Origin of the sequence: Methanobacterium sp. (assembly GCF_016217785.1) — an archaeon.
Lineage (GTDB): Archaea > Methanobacteriota > Methanobacteria > Methanobacteriales > Methanobacteriaceae > Methanobacterium.
Genome location: NZ_JACRGA010000022.1, coordinates 1 through 15,682, shown reverse-complemented (window position 1 = coordinate 15,682; position 15,682 = coordinate 1). Strand labels below are relative to the sequence as shown.

At 38.0% G+C, this 15,682-nt stretch carries 17 protein-coding genes and 1 pseudogene; 8 read left to right on the top strand and 10 right to left on the bottom strand.

The window, feature by feature from the left end; all coding sequences use genetic code 11:
• Positions 1–54: 54 nt before the first annotated feature.
• A complete protein-coding gene (locus HY987_RS08620) occupies positions 55–1,044 on the bottom strand; it encodes a M4 family metallopeptidase (protein ID WP_292757595.1) in 990 nt (329 codons plus the stop codon).
• A gap of 692 nt (positions 1,045–1,736) precedes the next feature.
• Here HY987_RS08620 and oadA point away from each other — a divergent pair.
• Positions 1,737–3,455, top strand: coding sequence for a sodium-extruding oxaloacetate decarboxylase subunit alpha (gene oadA, locus HY987_RS08615; protein ID WP_292757593.1), 1,719 nt, complete (start codon positions 1,737–1,739; stop codon positions 3,453–3,455).
• Positions 3,456–3,555: 100 nt separating this feature from the next.
• On the opposite strand, the gene HY987_RS08610 is transcribed toward oadA, so the two are convergent.
• Both HY987_RS08610 and HY987_RS08605 read right to left on the bottom strand, forming a co-directional pair.
• Positions 3,556–3,927: a roadblock/LC7 domain-containing protein gene (locus HY987_RS08610; protein ID WP_292757590.1), complete on the bottom strand. Its 372-nt coding sequence runs from the start codon at positions 3,925–3,927 to the stop codon at positions 3,556–3,558.
• A 75-nt stretch (positions 3,928–4,002) separates the two neighbouring features.
• A complete protein-coding gene (locus HY987_RS08605) occupies positions 4,003–4,158 on the bottom strand; it encodes a V4R domain-containing protein (RefSeq protein ID WP_292757588.1) in 156 nt (51 codons plus the stop codon).
• 258 nt (positions 4,159–4,416) lie between these two features.
• Between HY987_RS08605 and HY987_RS08600 the strand changes: the two genes are divergently transcribed.
• The gene (locus HY987_RS08600; RefSeq protein ID WP_292757586.1) at positions 4,417–4,641 is read left to right on the top strand and encodes a hypothetical protein; all 225 of its coding nucleotides are present in this window, start codon (positions 4,417–4,419) and stop codon (positions 4,639–4,641) included.
• Between the two features lie 138 nt (positions 4,642–4,779).
• Here HY987_RS08600 and queC read toward each other — a convergent pair whose 3' ends face one another.
• The 3 genes from queC to larC form a co-directional block, all read right to left on the bottom strand.
• A complete protein-coding gene (gene queC, locus HY987_RS08595; RefSeq protein ID WP_292757656.1) occupies positions 4,780–5,502 on the bottom strand; it encodes a 7-cyano-7-deazaguanine synthase QueC in 723 nt (240 codons plus the stop codon).
• A 91-nt stretch (positions 5,503–5,593) separates the two neighbouring features.
• Positions 5,594–6,733 carry a hypothetical protein gene (locus HY987_RS08590; RefSeq protein ID WP_292757584.1) on the bottom strand — a complete coding sequence of 380 codons (1,140 nt, stop codon included), beginning with the start codon at positions 6,731–6,733 and terminating at the stop codon, positions 5,594–5,596.
• 182 nt (positions 6,734–6,915) lie between these two features.
• Positions 6,916–8,106, bottom strand: a complete 1,191-nt coding sequence (gene larC / locus HY987_RS08585) for a nickel pincer cofactor biosynthesis protein LarC (RefSeq protein WP_292757582.1) — start codon at positions 8,104–8,106, stop codon at positions 6,916–6,918.
• 237 nt (positions 8,107–8,343) lie between these two features.
• Between larC and HY987_RS08580 the strand changes: the two genes are divergently transcribed.
• Entirely contained in the window at positions 8,344–8,787 is a 444-nt protein-coding gene (locus HY987_RS08580) for an Hsp20/alpha crystallin family protein (protein ID WP_292757580.1), read from the top strand.
• Positions 8,788–9,104: 317 nt separating this feature from the next.
• Here the strand turns inward: HY987_RS08580 and HY987_RS08575 are convergent, their stop codons facing one another.
• On the bottom strand, positions 9,105–9,272 hold the full coding sequence (locus tag HY987_RS08575) for a hypothetical protein (protein ID WP_292757578.1): 168 nt from the start codon (positions 9,270–9,272) through the stop codon (positions 9,105–9,107).
• Entirely contained in the window at positions 9,272–9,775 is a 504-nt protein-coding gene (locus HY987_RS08570; RefSeq protein ID WP_292757576.1) for an MJ1244 family protein, read from the bottom strand. The genes HY987_RS08575 and HY987_RS08570 overlap by 1 nt, the downstream gene beginning before the upstream one ends.
• Positions 9,776–10,101: 326 nt before the next feature.
• Between HY987_RS08570 and HY987_RS08565 the strand changes: the two genes are divergently transcribed.
• The 3 genes from HY987_RS08565 to HY987_RS08555 are packed head-to-tail and all read left to right on the top strand — an operon-like array spanning position 10,102 to position 11,973.
• Positions 10,102–10,548 (top strand): phosphatidylglycerophosphatase A, encoded by a 447-nt coding sequence (locus HY987_RS08565; RefSeq protein ID WP_292757574.1) that lies wholly within the window; start codon positions 10,102–10,104, stop codon positions 10,546–10,548.
• A gap of 3 nt (positions 10,549–10,551) precedes the next feature.
• Complete coding sequence (gene cobS, locus HY987_RS08560) at positions 10,552–11,391, top strand: adenosylcobinamide-GDP ribazoletransferase (protein ID WP_292757572.1); 840 nt, start codon at positions 10,552–10,554, stop codon at positions 11,389–11,391.
• Entirely contained in the window at positions 11,392–11,973 is a 582-nt protein-coding gene (locus HY987_RS08555) for a tRNA (cytidine(56)-2'-O)-methyltransferase (protein WP_292757570.1), read from the top strand. It begins immediately after the preceding gene.
• Between the two features lie 95 nt (positions 11,974–12,068).
• Here HY987_RS08555 and HY987_RS08550 read toward each other — a convergent pair whose 3' ends face one another.
• Positions 12,069–13,118, bottom strand: coding sequence for a sorbosone dehydrogenase family protein (locus HY987_RS08550; protein WP_292757569.1), 1,050 nt, complete (start codon positions 13,116–13,118; stop codon positions 12,069–12,071).
• Positions 13,119–13,261: 143 nt separating this feature from the next.
• Here HY987_RS08550 and upp point away from each other — a divergent pair, with 143 nt between their 5' ends.
• Positions 13,262–13,897: a uracil phosphoribosyltransferase gene (gene upp / locus HY987_RS08545; RefSeq protein ID WP_292757567.1), complete on the top strand. Its 636-nt coding sequence runs from the start codon at positions 13,262–13,264 to the stop codon at positions 13,895–13,897.
• Positions 13,898–14,046: 149 nt separating this feature from the next.
• Here upp and HY987_RS08540 read toward each other — a convergent pair whose 3' ends face one another.
• Positions 14,047–14,541 (bottom strand): fumarate hydratase C-terminal domain-containing protein, encoded by a 495-nt coding sequence (locus HY987_RS08540; RefSeq protein WP_292757565.1) that lies wholly within the window; start codon positions 14,539–14,541, stop codon positions 14,047–14,049.
• A gap of 403 nt (positions 14,542–14,944) precedes the next feature.
• Between HY987_RS08540 and HY987_RS08535 the strand changes: the two are divergent.
• Positions 14,945–15,682, top strand: a pseudogene (locus tag HY987_RS08535) (pseudomurein-binding repeat-containing protein); the annotation flags it as partial.

Genomic DNA, 15,682 nt, shown 5'->3' with positions numbered 1-15,682 from the left:
TCTCTGAATGCCTTTCTAACTTTCTGAGTGGCTCCCTGTGGAACAACATCCTCTTTAACCAGGTCTCTGGTGGTTTCCACGATGATCTTCACTGCATCGTTGAAGTTGGGCATTGGGCCACAACTTCTGGAGGGCCCTGTACCAGATTAAAGCAGCTTTACCAGTTCCGATTTCCAAAGATGCCAGATAAAAGGCCTTATTTGGTATTCCACTGTTTATGTGAACTCCGAAATTGTCTGCCGACCCCTGGTAGTAATTATCCATATGGGCTGGCTGCTGATCCTTTCCCAGTAAACTGTTATCATATGCAGTTCCGGGTTCGCTCATGGAGCGTATGGACTCCCCATAGAGCTCAGGTCCCATTATTTCATTACCTATTAACCAGTCCGCATCATGGGCATTTTGATTGGCAGCATGTTGGGTGATGGCGCTGCCAAATACATCAGAGAAATGTTCATGCAGTGCCCCTGATTGTCCACTGTATTTAAAGTTAGCAGAAAACTGAGTTATCCCATGGGCCAGTTCATGGGCAATTACATCCAGTGACCTGGAAAAATTAGAAAATATCTTACCATCACCATCACCCAGGATGATTTCATCCCCATCCCAGAAAGCATTCTGGTATTTTTCACCAAAATGTACATTAATCACCATATCCATGCCCAGGTTGTCAATGGAATTACGGCCCATCACATCCCGAAAATAATTAAAAACTTGCCCTACATAGTTATAGGCGTTGTTAACTGTTTCGTCAGTTGATGGAGATCCCCCTTCTTCTCTAACTAATTCAACTCGGGCTTCGTAGGTATTTTTAGAATCAAAAACTTTTCGGCTGGCTTTACCCTCTTTTGCTGTTCCCAGAAATGTTCCCATATCTACCATTCGCTTTGACCTATTTCGCCTAATTAAACGACTTTGTTGAATGGTTACACGGGCTTCTTCTATTCCTTCCCTGGCCAGCCCTCCCATCATATAGGGCGGGATAAAACCATAATACCGATTGGATGGACTAATTTCAAACTGATTATTCAATTTATGAACCATCCCCATCACCCCCATATTATACGTAAATTCTCCAATTTTTTAAATTATTTCACATGTTTAGCCGAAAATATAACCCCAATTATATTTCATATGAACTGGCTTAAAACGCAGCTTTTTGAACTTAATATCAAAAAATAACCATTTACTCCCCCTTCTTAGATATTTGAATTCATAATCACCCCCCCCTAATCATGAGAGCTTATATTCCCAGAACCGAATTCTGTTTGAGTGCACAAATTTGAGACACTTTTAGTAATACTATATGGTATGGTTACTTTCATTTTTTGCATAATATTGCCATCATAAAGCAATATTATAATATTTTAATTGATAATTTACGGTAAATGATCTTTATTATCAATTTATAGAAGTATGTATTCATTTTTTATTGTATTTAAAGATTTCAGTTACTATTTTATATATTATTTTCATACTTATACATAATATAATTATTTTTGGCAGTTACATATATTATTCAATCAAAAATGAAATTTTAGGATAAGAATTTTATTTTAAAAATATTTTATGAAACTAAAGATTAAACCCCATGATCATACCTTTTTAAAATATTATCATTCTTCCAGACACCGGTGGTAAAATCTTAAGGTAAGGATATAAGGAAGTTTGCACTATCTATATAAGGAAATTAAGATTATGTTAATGACAAGTTTATCCAATATTTGAGGGTCACTATGACTAAAATTAGGCTAATTGAAACCGCTTTTAGAGATGCACACCAGTCACTCCTGGCTACAAGAATGAGAACCAGGGATATGCTCCCCATTGCCGAGGAAATGGATAAAGTGGGATTTTTCTCTCTGGAATGTTGGGGAGGAGCCACCTTCGACACCTGCATCCGCTACCTGAATGAGGATCCCTGGGAAAGATTAAGGGATATTAAAGAGCTGGTAAAGAAAACTCCACTTCAGATGCTCCTCCGTGGGCAGAATTTGGTGGGTTACAAGCATTATCCTGATGATGTGGTAAGAGAATTCGTTGAAAAATCCTATGAAAATGGTGTTGATGTTTTTCGTATATTTGATGCCCTGAACGATATCCGTAACATGGAAATGTCCATTAAAGTTGCCAAGGAACAGGGAGCCCATGTGCAGGCAACAATCAGTTACACCACCAGCCCTTATCACACCATAGAAAAGTACGTGGAACTTGCCAAGGAACTAGAAGCTCTGGAATGCGATTCCCTTGCCATAAAGGATATGGCCGGATTGATATCACCACATGACACTTACGAACTGGTTAAAACCCTTAAAGAAGAAACTGACCTTTTGATTAACCTACACTGCCATTGCACCAGCGGTATGACCCCAATGAGCTATTATGCGGCATGTCAGGCAGGTGTTGACCTATTAGATACAGCCATATCCCCCTTAGCATGGGGTGCTTCCCAACCACCAACTGAAAGTGTGGTTGCTGCCTTGAAAGAAACTCCTTACGACACTGAATTGGATTTGAAGCTTTTAAATCAGATTAAAAAGTATTTTGAAGAAATAAGGGAAAAATACAGCGGCATTATAGATCCAATCACCGAACGAGTGGATACCGATGTACTTCTCTATCAGATCCCTGGAGGAATGCTCTCCAACTTCGTATCACAGCTTAAAGAACAGAATGCACTGGATCGTTACGAGGATGTTTTAAAAGAGGTTCCACGGGTGCGGAAAGACCTTGGTTACCCCCCACTGGTTACTCCCACCAGCCAGATTGTAGGTATCCAGGCAGTTATGAATGTTCTCGGTGGAGAAAGGTACAAGAATGTCTCCAAAGAAGTTAAAGAATACATTAAAGGATTCTATGGAAGACCACCAGCACCTATTGACCAGGAGATTGCTCATAAGATCATTGGCGATGAAGAGCTCATAACCTGCCGCCCTGCCGATCTTCTAGAGCCTGAACTTGAAAAATCCAGGGCAGAAGGAGAAGAGATGGGAATCATCAAAAAAGAAGAAGATGTGCTAACCTTTACACTTTACCCTGCTGTAGCTCCAAAATTCCTGAGAGGAGAAACAGAAGAAGAACCATTAGTTCCACCAAAATCAGATAATTGTTCTAGTACCCCATCGTCAATGCCCACCGAGTACCAAGTGGATGTGGATGGTGAGAGTTTCCAGGTTAAGGTGATTCCAACAGGATATCTGGAAATTGAACCCTCCGAAGGTGTTAAACCATCAGGACCTGTGGAAGGTGGAGTAACCTCTTCCATGCAGGGAATGATCCTGAAGTTAAAGGTTAAAGAAGGGGATAAAGTTATAGAAGGAGATGTTGTTGCAGTTTTGGAGGCCATGAAGATGGAGAATGATATTCACTCCCCTGAATCCGGGATAGTTCAAGAGATCTTCGTGGATGAAGGAGATACTGTAGGTGCAGGGGATACTTTGATGGTTATAAAATAAAAATACCATCATTCATTTATTTTATGTGAATGAACTATTGGGTTCCAATTTAGAATAATGCTCTGATTTTTAATTTAATTTTATCTAAAAATATAATTTATCAGGGGAGTATCTCTTCAACCTCTTCTGCCCTTGCTTCCATCTCAAAAAGTATAAGACCTATTTGGGCTTCAATCTCAGTTAAAGCGGTTAAAATAGCTTTTGATCCTGCAGGTATCAATACTATATTCCCTTTTTCTGTTTTAAGTGAAATTTGACTGACAGATCCTGTTTTCATTTGTGTTGAAGCAGCTTCTGCAGCTCCCATTATAGTAGAGCAGAGTGCTGAAAATATGCGGGCATCAACATCAGGAGGGGTTCGGGAACTGATGAGGAGGCCTTCCTTTGAAACAATGGCACAGGCTTTTATTTGACCGACCTGTAAAAATGATGATAAAACGTTATCTAATCTCTCTTTTTTGGTTTCCACCATACATTTACCCCTCAAGTATGTGTAATTAATAGTTCATTATCTTTTATTATATGATTCTTTTTCCCATTTCTAATACTAGTCTTTTATTTCTACATTAAAGTGACAGAAAGAATAACCACTGGCCCAACACCGTATTTTCTCAGCAAAAACCTCTTTAGGAGTTAATTCTCTTAATATGCCAATGATCATGCCCGTTTCAAAATAACATACAGGTTCTCCAATATTAGGCAATCCAGAACACTTTATACATTCATAAACCCTTAAATCAAGCTTTTTTCCATCTTCTATTTCTTTTCATTGAAACTATCAAGAATACCGATTTTATAGAACATAATATGGTATATCCTGCTTAAGTTTTTTGCCCAAATTCATTGATTTTGATCCTTCCTGGGACTATTTAATAATCCAATTTTTGATTCTGACACAAACCAATAGTGTGGTAGATTTTATTTATTAAAAAAAGCCAATTCATTAGTAAGGGAGATATCCATGAGTTCAAAAAATAAGTATTCAAGGAAAATATCAGCAAAAGAAGCAAAGAAAAATTTTATATTTATTTTAAAGAATAATTTATCATTTTTCCCCCCATTGGGAGAAGTTTTTGTACTTAAAGGAGATGATTCCTCCTGCGAAGTCAAGGTAGAATCATTCCCTGCACCTGCAGGGGACCAGATCTACCCCATGAACATTACTTTATCAAATGGGAAGGACTAAAAACTGGTGATAAACTGGAAATTGAGAAAACCACTTCTAAAAATTATGAATACCATTTAAAAATAGTCAAATCGATAGATGATATCCCTAAATAAATTTATGAAATCAAAAATCATCATCATTTATTCAAAGCCCATGTCATTCCAAATATTTTGTCCTATCTACAACACCAGCTAATTCAAAGGCCCTTTTACGTCTCATACAAGATTCACAGACACCACAATGCCATTTGTCACCCATGTAACATGAATAACTGATATCGAGTGGTGCACCTATATCATCACCCAGTTTTACAATTTCTTTTTTATCCATCTGGATCAAAGGGGCGTCTATCTGAATATCCTCCAGTGAACCAATTTTCAGAAGGTTATTAAAAGCATCCAAGAATTCCTTGGAATTATCAGGGAATGTGGCAGCTTCTTCAAAATCCCAGCCCACAATTATCTTCTCTGCTTTTTCTGCCTCTGCAAATGATAGTGCAATGGATGAAAAAACAACATTCCTTCCTGGGACCCATACCTTTCGGGCGGTTTCATCACAAATCTCTTTATCATCCAGTTCATCCATTTCAAGTTTGGGAACCTCTTCAGAACTGGTCAAAGCTGATCCTCCTAGTTGAGCCAACCATGGAAGTTCGATAACTGTGTGTTCCATCCCTAATTTTTCACATATGGCCTTTGATGATTTTATTTCCATCCCTGCACTTTTTTGACCATAATCAAAGGTTATTGCATGTGTATTGTAATCTTTAGCGAGTATTGAAGTGGCTACAGTAGAGTCCAAACCTCCGGAGAGGACGGATATGGCTTTTTTTGATTTTTCCATGTGATTCTCCTTAATTAATCTTTTTAGTTGTTGAATCAATAGTTTATAAATTAAACTTATTCTAAGTTTACTATTTATGTGAATGATATGTGCACGATAATTATTTTATTTAAGCTGGATTTCTCTTTTAATTTAAATTATTCAATTTGTCATGAGATTCATCAAAACGCTGGTAAGGTGAAAGATAGTACAAATTCTTTGATTCTTTTATATTTCCATCTTTATCCATCAGGAAGTAGGCTATTATAGCACCACCACTGTGGGCTATTTCATTTGCCCAAAATCTCCTTTTTGTCTGGTTATTTCCCCCTGCCTTTACCACCTTCAGGTAAAGGATATCTGTGCCTGGAGATTTTAGTTCTAAATTTAAAATTTCACCCTTTATCAATTTTTCCAGCCTGTTGGTGCCTGTTTTTTCATCTATATCTACTAAAGCACTTCTTATTTTTTTATAACGGTCATTTAACTCATTTAACTCATAAACATCTTCCTTGTTGCATTCTTCATTATCTTTACAATCCTCTAGTTTTTTAAGGGCTTTATCTCTGCATTTATCTAACTGTGATATTTCAGTTAAAAACTTATAAGGAATAGTTGTCCTGAAAGGAGGGTATATTGGTGTTATTTCATCCTTCAGGGTTCTAACTAGTTCAGCAATCAATGCATCTTCAACTACTTCAACATTTATTCCTTTAATTTCCACATCGGTCCTAAACAAAGAAGCGAAATCTACAATTGAACTTAAAACCGTTGACGCCCCGGTTAATGAAGCAGTGGCAAAAAGACCCCTGACATCTCTACTTTTCACATTTTTCATTTTAGTGCTAAGAACAGCTTCATATTCATTTTTTAATAGTTCTAACTGATTTTGGAATATTTTATATGAGAAATAGTTGTTAAGATCGTTACGATCACAGATAACCACTGCCTTCGTCTCTGGATGTTTCTTTTTTATTTTTTCGCTTATGTACAATACAATTTCAGAGACAGCCTGGTAAGCCAGTATATGACATTCGATGTTAACAGTACCATCAGCAGTTATTGTCCCCTCAGGACCTTTCACATTAAAATCAGGTAATTTCGCTTCTAAAGTGGCTTTCTGAGCTTCAGCTATTGCTTGCTCCTGTTCTGCCTGTGCTTTCGCTTTTTCCATCTCCGAAGGATTTAAAGCACTTTCAGTATCAGCTATCTTCTTTTTAGCTTCAATAATTTTTTGTTCCAGTTGAAGTTTCTCATATTCACTTTCTAAATCTTGTATGTCTGACAAAATCATTCCCCCCTTAAGAACCATTAAAAGTTAAATAGGCTGGTTCAACCATTTTTCATATGAAAATATTTTTATGTAATATACGATCCACAAATTATTTGAATTTTTCCATATTGATTCCAAATAGGAGACCGAGTAAAAATAGATAAAAAAATTATTTCATGTAAAAATAATTCAGCATTTTAAAAACTTATTTTTTGATTTATAAACCTTATAACATCTTTTAGGGGCATTTTTAGTTCATTTGAAACCTTCCTAGCATCTTCATACTCAACTGTGACATTGACTACCTCTTCACCAATTTTAGCAACCTTCATCCTCACAGTCTTTGGTTGTCCATCAAAATCAACCTCAACTGGAATTATCTCGCGGCTTACAATGTTCCTGTGGACATAGGGAATTGTTCTGACACCAAGAGTACCTGTTTCCCGGATTATAGTCTCTGCAAGAATATCATTCATACTGGATTTACTGATCACTCTTAAAAGATGAGCTGGTCTGTTTTTTTTAGCAATAGTGGGAATTATGGTTACGTCAAGGGCACCTTCTTCCATGAGTCTGTCCACTGTGTGTCCTAACACTTCCCCGGTAACATCATCCAGATTAGTCTCTAAAATCGATATGTTATCAGTGGGAATGGGAGAAGTACCAGAAACTATCCTTAGAACGTTCGGATATTCCAGATCAAGCTTTCCCGCACCATATGCAACCTTTTTGTTGGTTATTAATGGGTAAAATTCTGAGAATTCATCCACCATATTCACCAGTAACGCTGCCCCTGTGGGAGTGGTAAGTTCATGATTTACAGGCCCTCCCTTTACTGGGACATTTTTAAGTATTTCAAGGGTTGCCGGTGCAGGGACACTGAGATTTCCATGAGCACTCTTTACCCTGCCCCCTCCAAGGGATGGCGGAAGTCCATAAACTTTCTCGTCAGTTAACCCCAATTCATGGAAGGCATAGGAAGCTCCCATTATATCTGCCACAGCATCAGCCGCCCCTACCTCATGGAAATGTATTTTATCAATATTAACTCCATGAACATGCGACTCTGCTATTGCCAGTGTTTTGAAAACCTTTTTAGCAAAGTTTAATATGGTAGGGGTGATTTTTTCATGTTTAATTCCTTCTAAGGTTTCCAGTAAACTGGGGTACGCTATGGCCTGGTGGTCAGAACATTTAACATTGATGAAGGTCGCAAAAATTCCGGATTTATCAACATCCCCTATGTTAATAGTTATCTGTCCAAAATAGGAACCATAATGCTCCATGATTTCTTTAACTGTTTTTTTATTTGCCCCTAAACTTACCAGGGCACCGATAACCATGTTTCCAGATATTCCTGCCTGTTGTGGATCTATAATTAGTACCATGACTTTAATCCTCCTTAAATAAATTAATAATTATTTGAATAATGTTAAAAGTATTATTCCCCCTTAATCGGGGTTATTCTTACCCCGACTCACACTTCAATTTCATCCACTTATATCTTTTATAATCCTTTTGTTATCATTATTTTATGTTTTCTGGGAAATTTTATATAATTGATTGAGGAGTATAATTAAATTGACTCAAAAACGAGTTTGACTCACAACTATGAGGTGAAATAAATGAAAAGAAAAAGGACTATTTTAGATAAGAAAGGATTTGTGGAGAAGATGATGGAAGATACTGCCAAAGCTATTGACAGTATCAGCAAAGACATTGGAAAATCCGTTGTTGACTACACCTTCGTCCCTGGAAAAGATATTCTGGAAACAGACGATAGTGTAATTGTTCACGTCGACTTGCCTGGTATAAAAAAGGAAGACATCGATCTGGATGTCACCGAAACCAGAGTTCGTATCAAGGCTGATTTTGACATAACACAGGAAATCAATCGCGGAAGCCACATGACCCTTCACGACCGGAAATCAGGAGTTATCCGGAGAACTGTAAGACTTCCTAAAAAGGTCATTCCCCAGGAAGCAGATGCTGAATTCGAAAACGGTGTTTTGAAGATTGAAATTCCAAAACAGGAAAAAACTGAGAGTTTCAAGGTTGAAATTAAATAAATAGGCATATAATATATGCCTATTTTCTTTTTTAATCATCCCCTATTTTTTAAAATCTTTTTAAATTCATAGACTTGAATTTTTAATTTTAAATATAACTGGCAGTACTGTTTATAACCTCAAATAGTAGTTTTTTTCCGAAATAATCTCAATAAATTCATTAAAAAAATGAATATCTTACGATAATTGGATCTAGATTTAAAAAAATTGGTGATCTCGGCTTAAAGAGTATCTGATCTGGATTAAAATAGTGAGATCAAAAAAAAGTTTAATCTTAAATTAAGTCTGTTTTCTACTTCAACTTTCTAACACTACAGTCATTTACGGGGCAGATCTACCATATGGAATGTGTAATAGCGGCTGAATCCACATTCACGGCAGCGAATTTTAATGTCGAACTCGTCCACCTCTATGTCATGAATAGTGGCATCTCCACAGTTATAACAGTTAGCCCCCTTTTCAAGTTTCCATTTTTTAACTGCCATCAGCTTCCCTCCTTTTCCACACCTTTTATGAGGTAGTAACGAGCTGCACCACAATTAGTACACCATATTTTAGCCTTGTTCATGTCAATTCTTATCCTTTGAACTGAATTTTCACCACAATAGAAACAGGGAACTTCCTTCTCAAGTAACCATGTTTCAGCCCTTTCTTTTTCATTGCCCTGCTTACTGACTATGATTCTGCGGATAGGAACCTCTAAAATGGTATATTTTTCGCCTTCCAATGCCTGCATTACTGATTCTACTATATTATCAGTTTTTTCCTCATCCACCACACTGCAGACCAGCACTGCATCGGTGGCGTAGTCCTTGATAAGTCCAATAGCAGATTTAGGGTCTTCTTTAATGGAGAACCCTTTCCAGTCCTGAGGTGACATGCCTTTATATTCCAGGATATAAAATCCGGTAATTCCTGCATCAGTAAGGGCATTCATAGCTTTTCCAAGGTTTTCAACCTCTACAAAGACTCTAAGATGAACTTTCAATATAACACCCCCATATATTGATAACAACCGTTTCAAACGGCTATTATGAATATTAAATCCTATTTAGGACTTAACATTCCCTATTTCAATTCAATTTGATAACTTTATTAATTATTATATATCCACAATTATCTAAATAATATTCGTTTTTTGAGATTCCCAAAATAAGATACTCATTAATAGATATTTTATTTTATCAGAATGATTAGATCTTAAGACAATCCAACAGGAAGCATACGCAGTTACAACTAAAATTAACTCAATATTTAGAATAAACTATTTTAGATAGTGTATGCCTCTTAATATTATAGATTACAGGTGTTTTAATGAAAGATAATGATGTATCTGGCTCGATTTACGACTTCATGAGGGAAGCAGGGATTGAAGTACCACAACTGGTGGAAGCAGGATTGGAACTCCTGGCAGGTGTGGAAAAAACTGAAAAACTTGAAATAGCGTTGGAAAAACAAATCAAGAAGTCACTAGAAGATATTAATGTTATAGTGTTGATTATAGCTGGTATCAGGGTTGAGGAAGATCTTATTAATCATCGGATTAAGGGTGTGGATGTGGATGATGATCCAGCCTACCTTTACTCTGATGAGGTTCTGGGGATGGCTATTGCCAACCAGATCGCTGGTACTAAGGCTATTTTCAACTTTAAAAGGTACGATGAAGCAAAACCTGGGATCATTGGGACATTGGGCCCTATGCTGGATGATGTTTTCGCCGGCCTAATTGCAGGCTGCATGTCCAAAATTTTTGAGGAATGAAAAATGTCCCGGAAAAGTCTCCAGAGGAAGGTTCCCATTTCTGATGTGGGGAAAAATGATGATGAATCCCATGTTAGCTGGCATGGTTTTCTGGGCCTAATATCATTCTCAACTATACTACCCCTAAATATTCACAGCACCATCCCAGAAATGGCAAGGTTTACTTTCTTGTGGCCAATAATTGGGGCTTTCATTGGAATTATTGCAGGTGGCTTTGGCTGGCTGCTGGTGTATCCACTACATCTATCCCCACTGGTATCAGCAGCACTGATTTACAGTTTGGCCATCAGTTTCACTGGTTTCCATCACCTGGATGGTCTGGTTGACTGCGGGGATGGTATTATGGCCCACGGAGATCCCAAGCGGAAGATAGAGATAATGCGGGATAAAAGAATAGGCACTGGTGGCCTGGCCTTGCTTTTAATTGTTTCTCTAGTGACCGTCACATCCATTGCATCCTTAACTGCAGTTTACATTTTACCTGCCATTTTTGTGTCGGAAGTAGCTGCAAAACTCAGCCTGATAACCTGTGCTACATTTTCAGAACCATTGAACGATGGTACTGGTCAGTACTTCATCAATAACATGGACTGGAAACTCCTCACTGGATCAGTCGCTCTGACCGTCATTTTAGGATTTTTAGGTTTCAATTTCATGGGAATTGCTGGTAATTACACTGGAGTCATTGGCATTCTTGGGGGTCTTGTTTCAGGATTGTTAATGGCCCTTATCACCAGGAAGAACTTCAAACAGGCTAATGGAGATATTCTGGGTGCATCTAATGAGATGGGTAGGATGTTATCCCTTTTATTCATGGTCATATTTATTTCAGGGAGTGTTTAAATGGAAGTTAAAGTTTTACGATTGGATCATCGCTGGCAACGTGATGCACGGATCACCACACATGTTTGCCTCACTGCCAGGGCACTGGGAGCATCAGGCGTGTTTTTAAGTGGGGATCATGATAAAAAGCTCATGGAAAATGTTCGGGATGTGGTGAAGCGCTGGGGAGGTGATTTCCAGGTGGAATACCGTAAAGGTTGGGAGAATCTCATGGATGAATGGAAAAATAAAGGAGGAGAGGTAATTCATCTAACCATGTATGGTGAGCCTGTTCAGGATGCTACCCCCAAAATCAGAAGCTCATCCACAGATAAACTGGTGGTGGTGGGTGGCTCCCGGGTCCCCAGTAAAGTGTATCAGGAGGCAGACTGGAATGTTTCAGTGACCACCCAACCCCACTCTGAGGTTTCATCACTGGCCATATTCCTCCACATGCTACATGAGGGGAAAGAGCTAGACTTGGAGTTTGAAGATGGGGATATGAAAGTTATACCCTCAGCTAAGGGTAAAAACGTTCGGATAAAACATAATAGAGATGATAATAATAAAAAAGAAGATGAAATAAAAAAGGATTATAATTGACAACAAGAACTGATTAAGGATGAGGATTAAAGTTTGTAGTCTTATTGATGATTAGATCTACAACTATTATTAATTTTGAACCACTTTAATTCCCCTTAAATCATTTTAATTCTGATTATTTTATCATCACCACTCTGTGGAACTCCCCTTCCATCACGATTGGAAGTGGTGATGTAGAGATATCCATTGTGCTCAACTACATCTCTTATTCTCCCCAGCTCCGTGAAAGTTGATTTTTCCCCCATAATAGTTTTACCATCACTAGATAGGGTGATTTTCCTAAGTTGAGTGCCTCTAAGACTTGCAACATAAAGAGCACCCTGGTAGTAGGCTATTCCAGAAGGGGCGAGAGTGAGTTCTGTGTATGCCCTCAGAGGCTTTATGTAACCTGTTACGGTGTTGTTACCCTCATAAAGTGGCCATCCATAGTTTCCACCCATGGTAATAATGTTGATCTCATCATTTTGACTTTGCCCGTGTTCAGAGGCGTACATTATCCCTGTGGGACCCCAGGTTATCCCCTGAGGGTTTCGGTGGCCGTAACTGTAAACATAGTTCCCGAATGGGTTGTCCTCAGGTACTGTGCCATCGGTGTTGAGACGTAGTATTTTGCCGGCCAGTGAAGTAGTATCCTGGGCCAGGCTGGGATTGGCAGAGTCACCAGTAGTTGCATAGAGCTTGCCATCTGGTCCGAACTTCAATCTGCCCCCATCATGGATGGCTGCTGCCGGGATCTTATCCAGTATAACTGTTTCATTGATTATCTGGTCTCCTTCCAGATTGAAACGGGATATTTGGTTGAAATCACCCAGGGAATAATAGACGTAGATGTAATGGTTCGAGGTGAAGTTAGGGTCCACTGCTATTCCCAGAAAACCGGATTCACTATTCTGAGTTACATTTACCTGTCCGACTGTTTTGACCGCTTTTCCTTCCAGAATGCTCACCTTTCCTCCGCGCTGGGTAAAGATCAGACGATCATCAGGAAGGAAGTCAATGGCCCAGGGGACTTCCAGATTTTGGGCTAAAATTTCAGAACTGTAACCTGTTTCGTTAATGCTTTGGGGAACGATAAGAATAAAAACTGCGAGGATAACTATTAAAATTAGAGGAACTGCAGCTATTGCCAATAATTTTATTTTCATTTAAACTCACCATTTATTATTATATTTTTTAAGTAAGATGAATTTTTTGAAAATCCCATATTAATAATGTAGTCATACAAAGATCAACTAATAATAAATCACCAATAGTTAATTAATAACTGGACATTTCAGGTGTAATAATTATGATAAAATTAGTCGATCATTTACTGGTTCAGGAAAAACTCACCATGATTAGAAGGGAAGGAGTAGATGGCATTCACTTCCGCGGTGGAATAATCGAAATAGGGCGCTGGTTAGCCTATGAACTAACCAACACTCTTGAAAAAGAGGATGTGACCGTGCAAACCCCTTTGGGAATTGCAAAAGGAGTCAGAATAAGAGATAAGAATGATATTGTGGTGGTGAGTGTTTTAAGAGCAGCTATCCCCCTGGTTGAGGGGATTATGAGAGTTTTCAGAAATGCACAATATGGTGTGGTGGGTGCCTCCCGGAAGGATGAACCGCCCTTTCCAGTGGAGGTTGGCTATTTTAAACTTCCCCCTGTGGATGATAAAATATTAGTAATTGCTGATCCCATGCTGGCCACTGGAAATACCATGAATGCCATTTTGGACCGTGTTAAGGAGAAGGGAAATCCACGTCGGTTGGTGTTACTCAATGTGATAGCCTCCAAACAGGGCATAGAACGGGTGCAAACCGAACATCCTGATGTGGAGATATATACCTGTGCCGTGGATGAAGAACTGAACCCTGATGGTTATATCGTACCCGGACTGGGTGATGCAGGGGATAAGGCTTTTGGAAAGCCATACCCGTGAATATAATTTTTCATAACATCCTATGATTGGGAGAATAAGCAATATTTAATATAAAAAGTGGTTTGATTTGAATTAAAAAAGAGTAATTAATAATAATGGATGTTTAATTAAAAAATAACTGGATTTTCAATAAATAATAACAAAATTCCTTAATAAATAGACTTTCCATGAGCCACTGCCACAATTCCTGGAAAATCCAGGACATCTAAACTATGAAGGGCTTCCATACCTTCTTCAGGGAATGCCACCACATTTGATGATGTCATCTTACTGGTGAGGAGGGCTGCTGCTGGTGGGGTAACCACAAAGACAGATTTATATTTATTCAATGAATCTACTGTGTCTGGAGATAGTGCTCCCTTTCCAATATGCATTTTCACCCCTGCTCGAGACAGGGGAGCTATACTACTTTCTATTTCGGTTTTATTGCTACTAGTTGGTGCTATTCCTGCGGGACTTACCGCAGTGTGCATGATCACTGCCCCTTTAACATCCACCGGGCTGTCGCCTTCCTTTAATAGTTTTACTAGTTGGGGAAGAGCAGCATCACGGCCTGTGAGGATGGTGCCTGAAATCAGAATTCTGTCACCTATTTTAAGGTCTTGAATGGTTTGGTTTACTATTGGTGTTCTGATGATCTTCAAGTTGTTTACTCCTTGATCCCCTAATATTCATATTTCATATATTATGTATGGTTAGTATAATATTCCTGTGAAATTATTATTCCGGTGAAAATTATTAATATATGTGAACATCAGATTTTCAGTTGAATTATTTTGATCTTAAAAATAATATATTATAATGAGTACACATCGATGGTGAGAAACAAGAATTAATATTTCTAGGGTTAACACCAATTAAACGTATTTTAACGTTTTAAATTTAATAAAAAGAAATTTAAAGGATTTTTTTATGAAATTAAACATAACGTTTATATATGTTAAAAGGGTAGTATGAAATAACAACAAAAAATGCGTATGAATTTTTGCGTAAGTGGAGGGGGCATTTATAATAAATAAAAAAATATTTTTATCCTTGGTTATACTTTTGGGAGTTGCACTCTTTTTAAATGTTAGTGAGGTTTCAGCATCATCAACATCATTCACTACTGATGAAATATCAGCCGCCTCAACTACAGTTCAAAACCAGATTGAAACAACAAAAGCACTACCAAATAGTGTAACTATCGGGAATAAAAACCTGACCACTGCCCAATATCTTCACCTGGCCACACAGGCTACTCATCAGATAAATAACAATAATAACACCCCCATCGCACTACAAGACGATAAAGCACCCATCAACCAGGAAGAACAATTAAACACAGGTACCTTAAATCAAGCAGATTACGTGGATTTTGCTCAGCGTATTAATAGTTATATGAACGATAACCACCAAGCACCACCATATGGTCTTGTTGGTCAGGGTAAAATTAGTTATTCATCTCAAATTTATCTTTTCAGTCGTGTTTTAAGCATTTACAATAGTACAGGAAGTTTACCATCATTTATAACTGTTAAACCCTGGACCTCCTCAAACATACCCATATTATACACACCACCAGTTACTTTCACACCAGAACAAATCGTAAACTCCGCCGTGACACTACAAAACAGAATTGAATCCACCAAAACCATCCCTAACACTGTTACTGTAAATGGAATTACCATATACACTGCACAATTCCTGCACCTAGCCACACAAGCCACCAACCAACTAAAAAACAACAATAACAACCCTATTTTACTACAAAATGATGAAAAACCAGGATACACTGAAGAATCA

What these genes read in the sequence shown, in the direction of transcription:
- larC (WP_292757582.1), bottom strand. Translation starts at nt 8,106, where the DNA reads ATGGTACTAATTATAGATCCACAACAGGCAGGAATATCTGGAAACATG.
- HY987_RS08620 (WP_292757595.1), bottom strand. Translation starts at nt 1,044, where the DNA reads ATGGTTCATAAATTGAATAATCAGTTTGAAATTAGTCCATCCAATCGG.
- upp (WP_292757567.1), top strand. Translation starts at nt 13,262, where the DNA reads ATGATAAAATTAGTCGATCATTTACTGGTTCAGGAAAAACTCACCATG.
- oadA (WP_292757593.1), top strand. Translation starts at nt 1,737, where the DNA reads ATGACTAAAATTAGGCTAATTGAAACCGCTTTTAGAGATGCACACCAG.
- HY987_RS08610 (WP_292757590.1), bottom strand. Translation starts at nt 3,927, where the DNA reads ATGGTGGAAACCAAAAAAGAGAGATTAGATAACGTTTTATCATCATTT.
- HY987_RS08555 (WP_292757570.1), top strand. Translation starts at nt 11,392, where the DNA reads ATGGAAGTTAAAGTTTTACGATTGGATCATCGCTGGCAACGTGATGCA.
- HY987_RS08550 (WP_292757569.1), bottom strand. Translation starts at nt 13,118, where the DNA reads ATGAAAATAAAATTATTGGCAATAGCTGCAGTTCCTCTAATTTTAATA.
- HY987_RS08580 (WP_292757580.1), top strand. Translation starts at nt 8,344, where the DNA reads ATGAAAAGAAAAAGGACTATTTTAGATAAGAAAGGATTTGTGGAGAAG.
- HY987_RS08565 (WP_292757574.1), top strand. Translation starts at nt 10,102, where the DNA reads ATGAAAGATAATGATGTATCTGGCTCGATTTACGACTTCATGAGGGAA.
- HY987_RS08575 (WP_292757578.1), bottom strand. Translation starts at nt 9,272, where the DNA reads ATGGCAGTTAAAAAATGGAAACTTGAAAAGGGGGCTAACTGTTATAAC.
- cobS (WP_292757572.1), top strand. Translation starts at nt 10,552, where the DNA reads ATGTCCCGGAAAAGTCTCCAGAGGAAGGTTCCCATTTCTGATGTGGGG.
- HY987_RS08600 (WP_292757586.1), top strand. Translation starts at nt 4,417, where the DNA reads ATGAGTTCAAAAAATAAGTATTCAAGGAAAATATCAGCAAAAGAAGCA.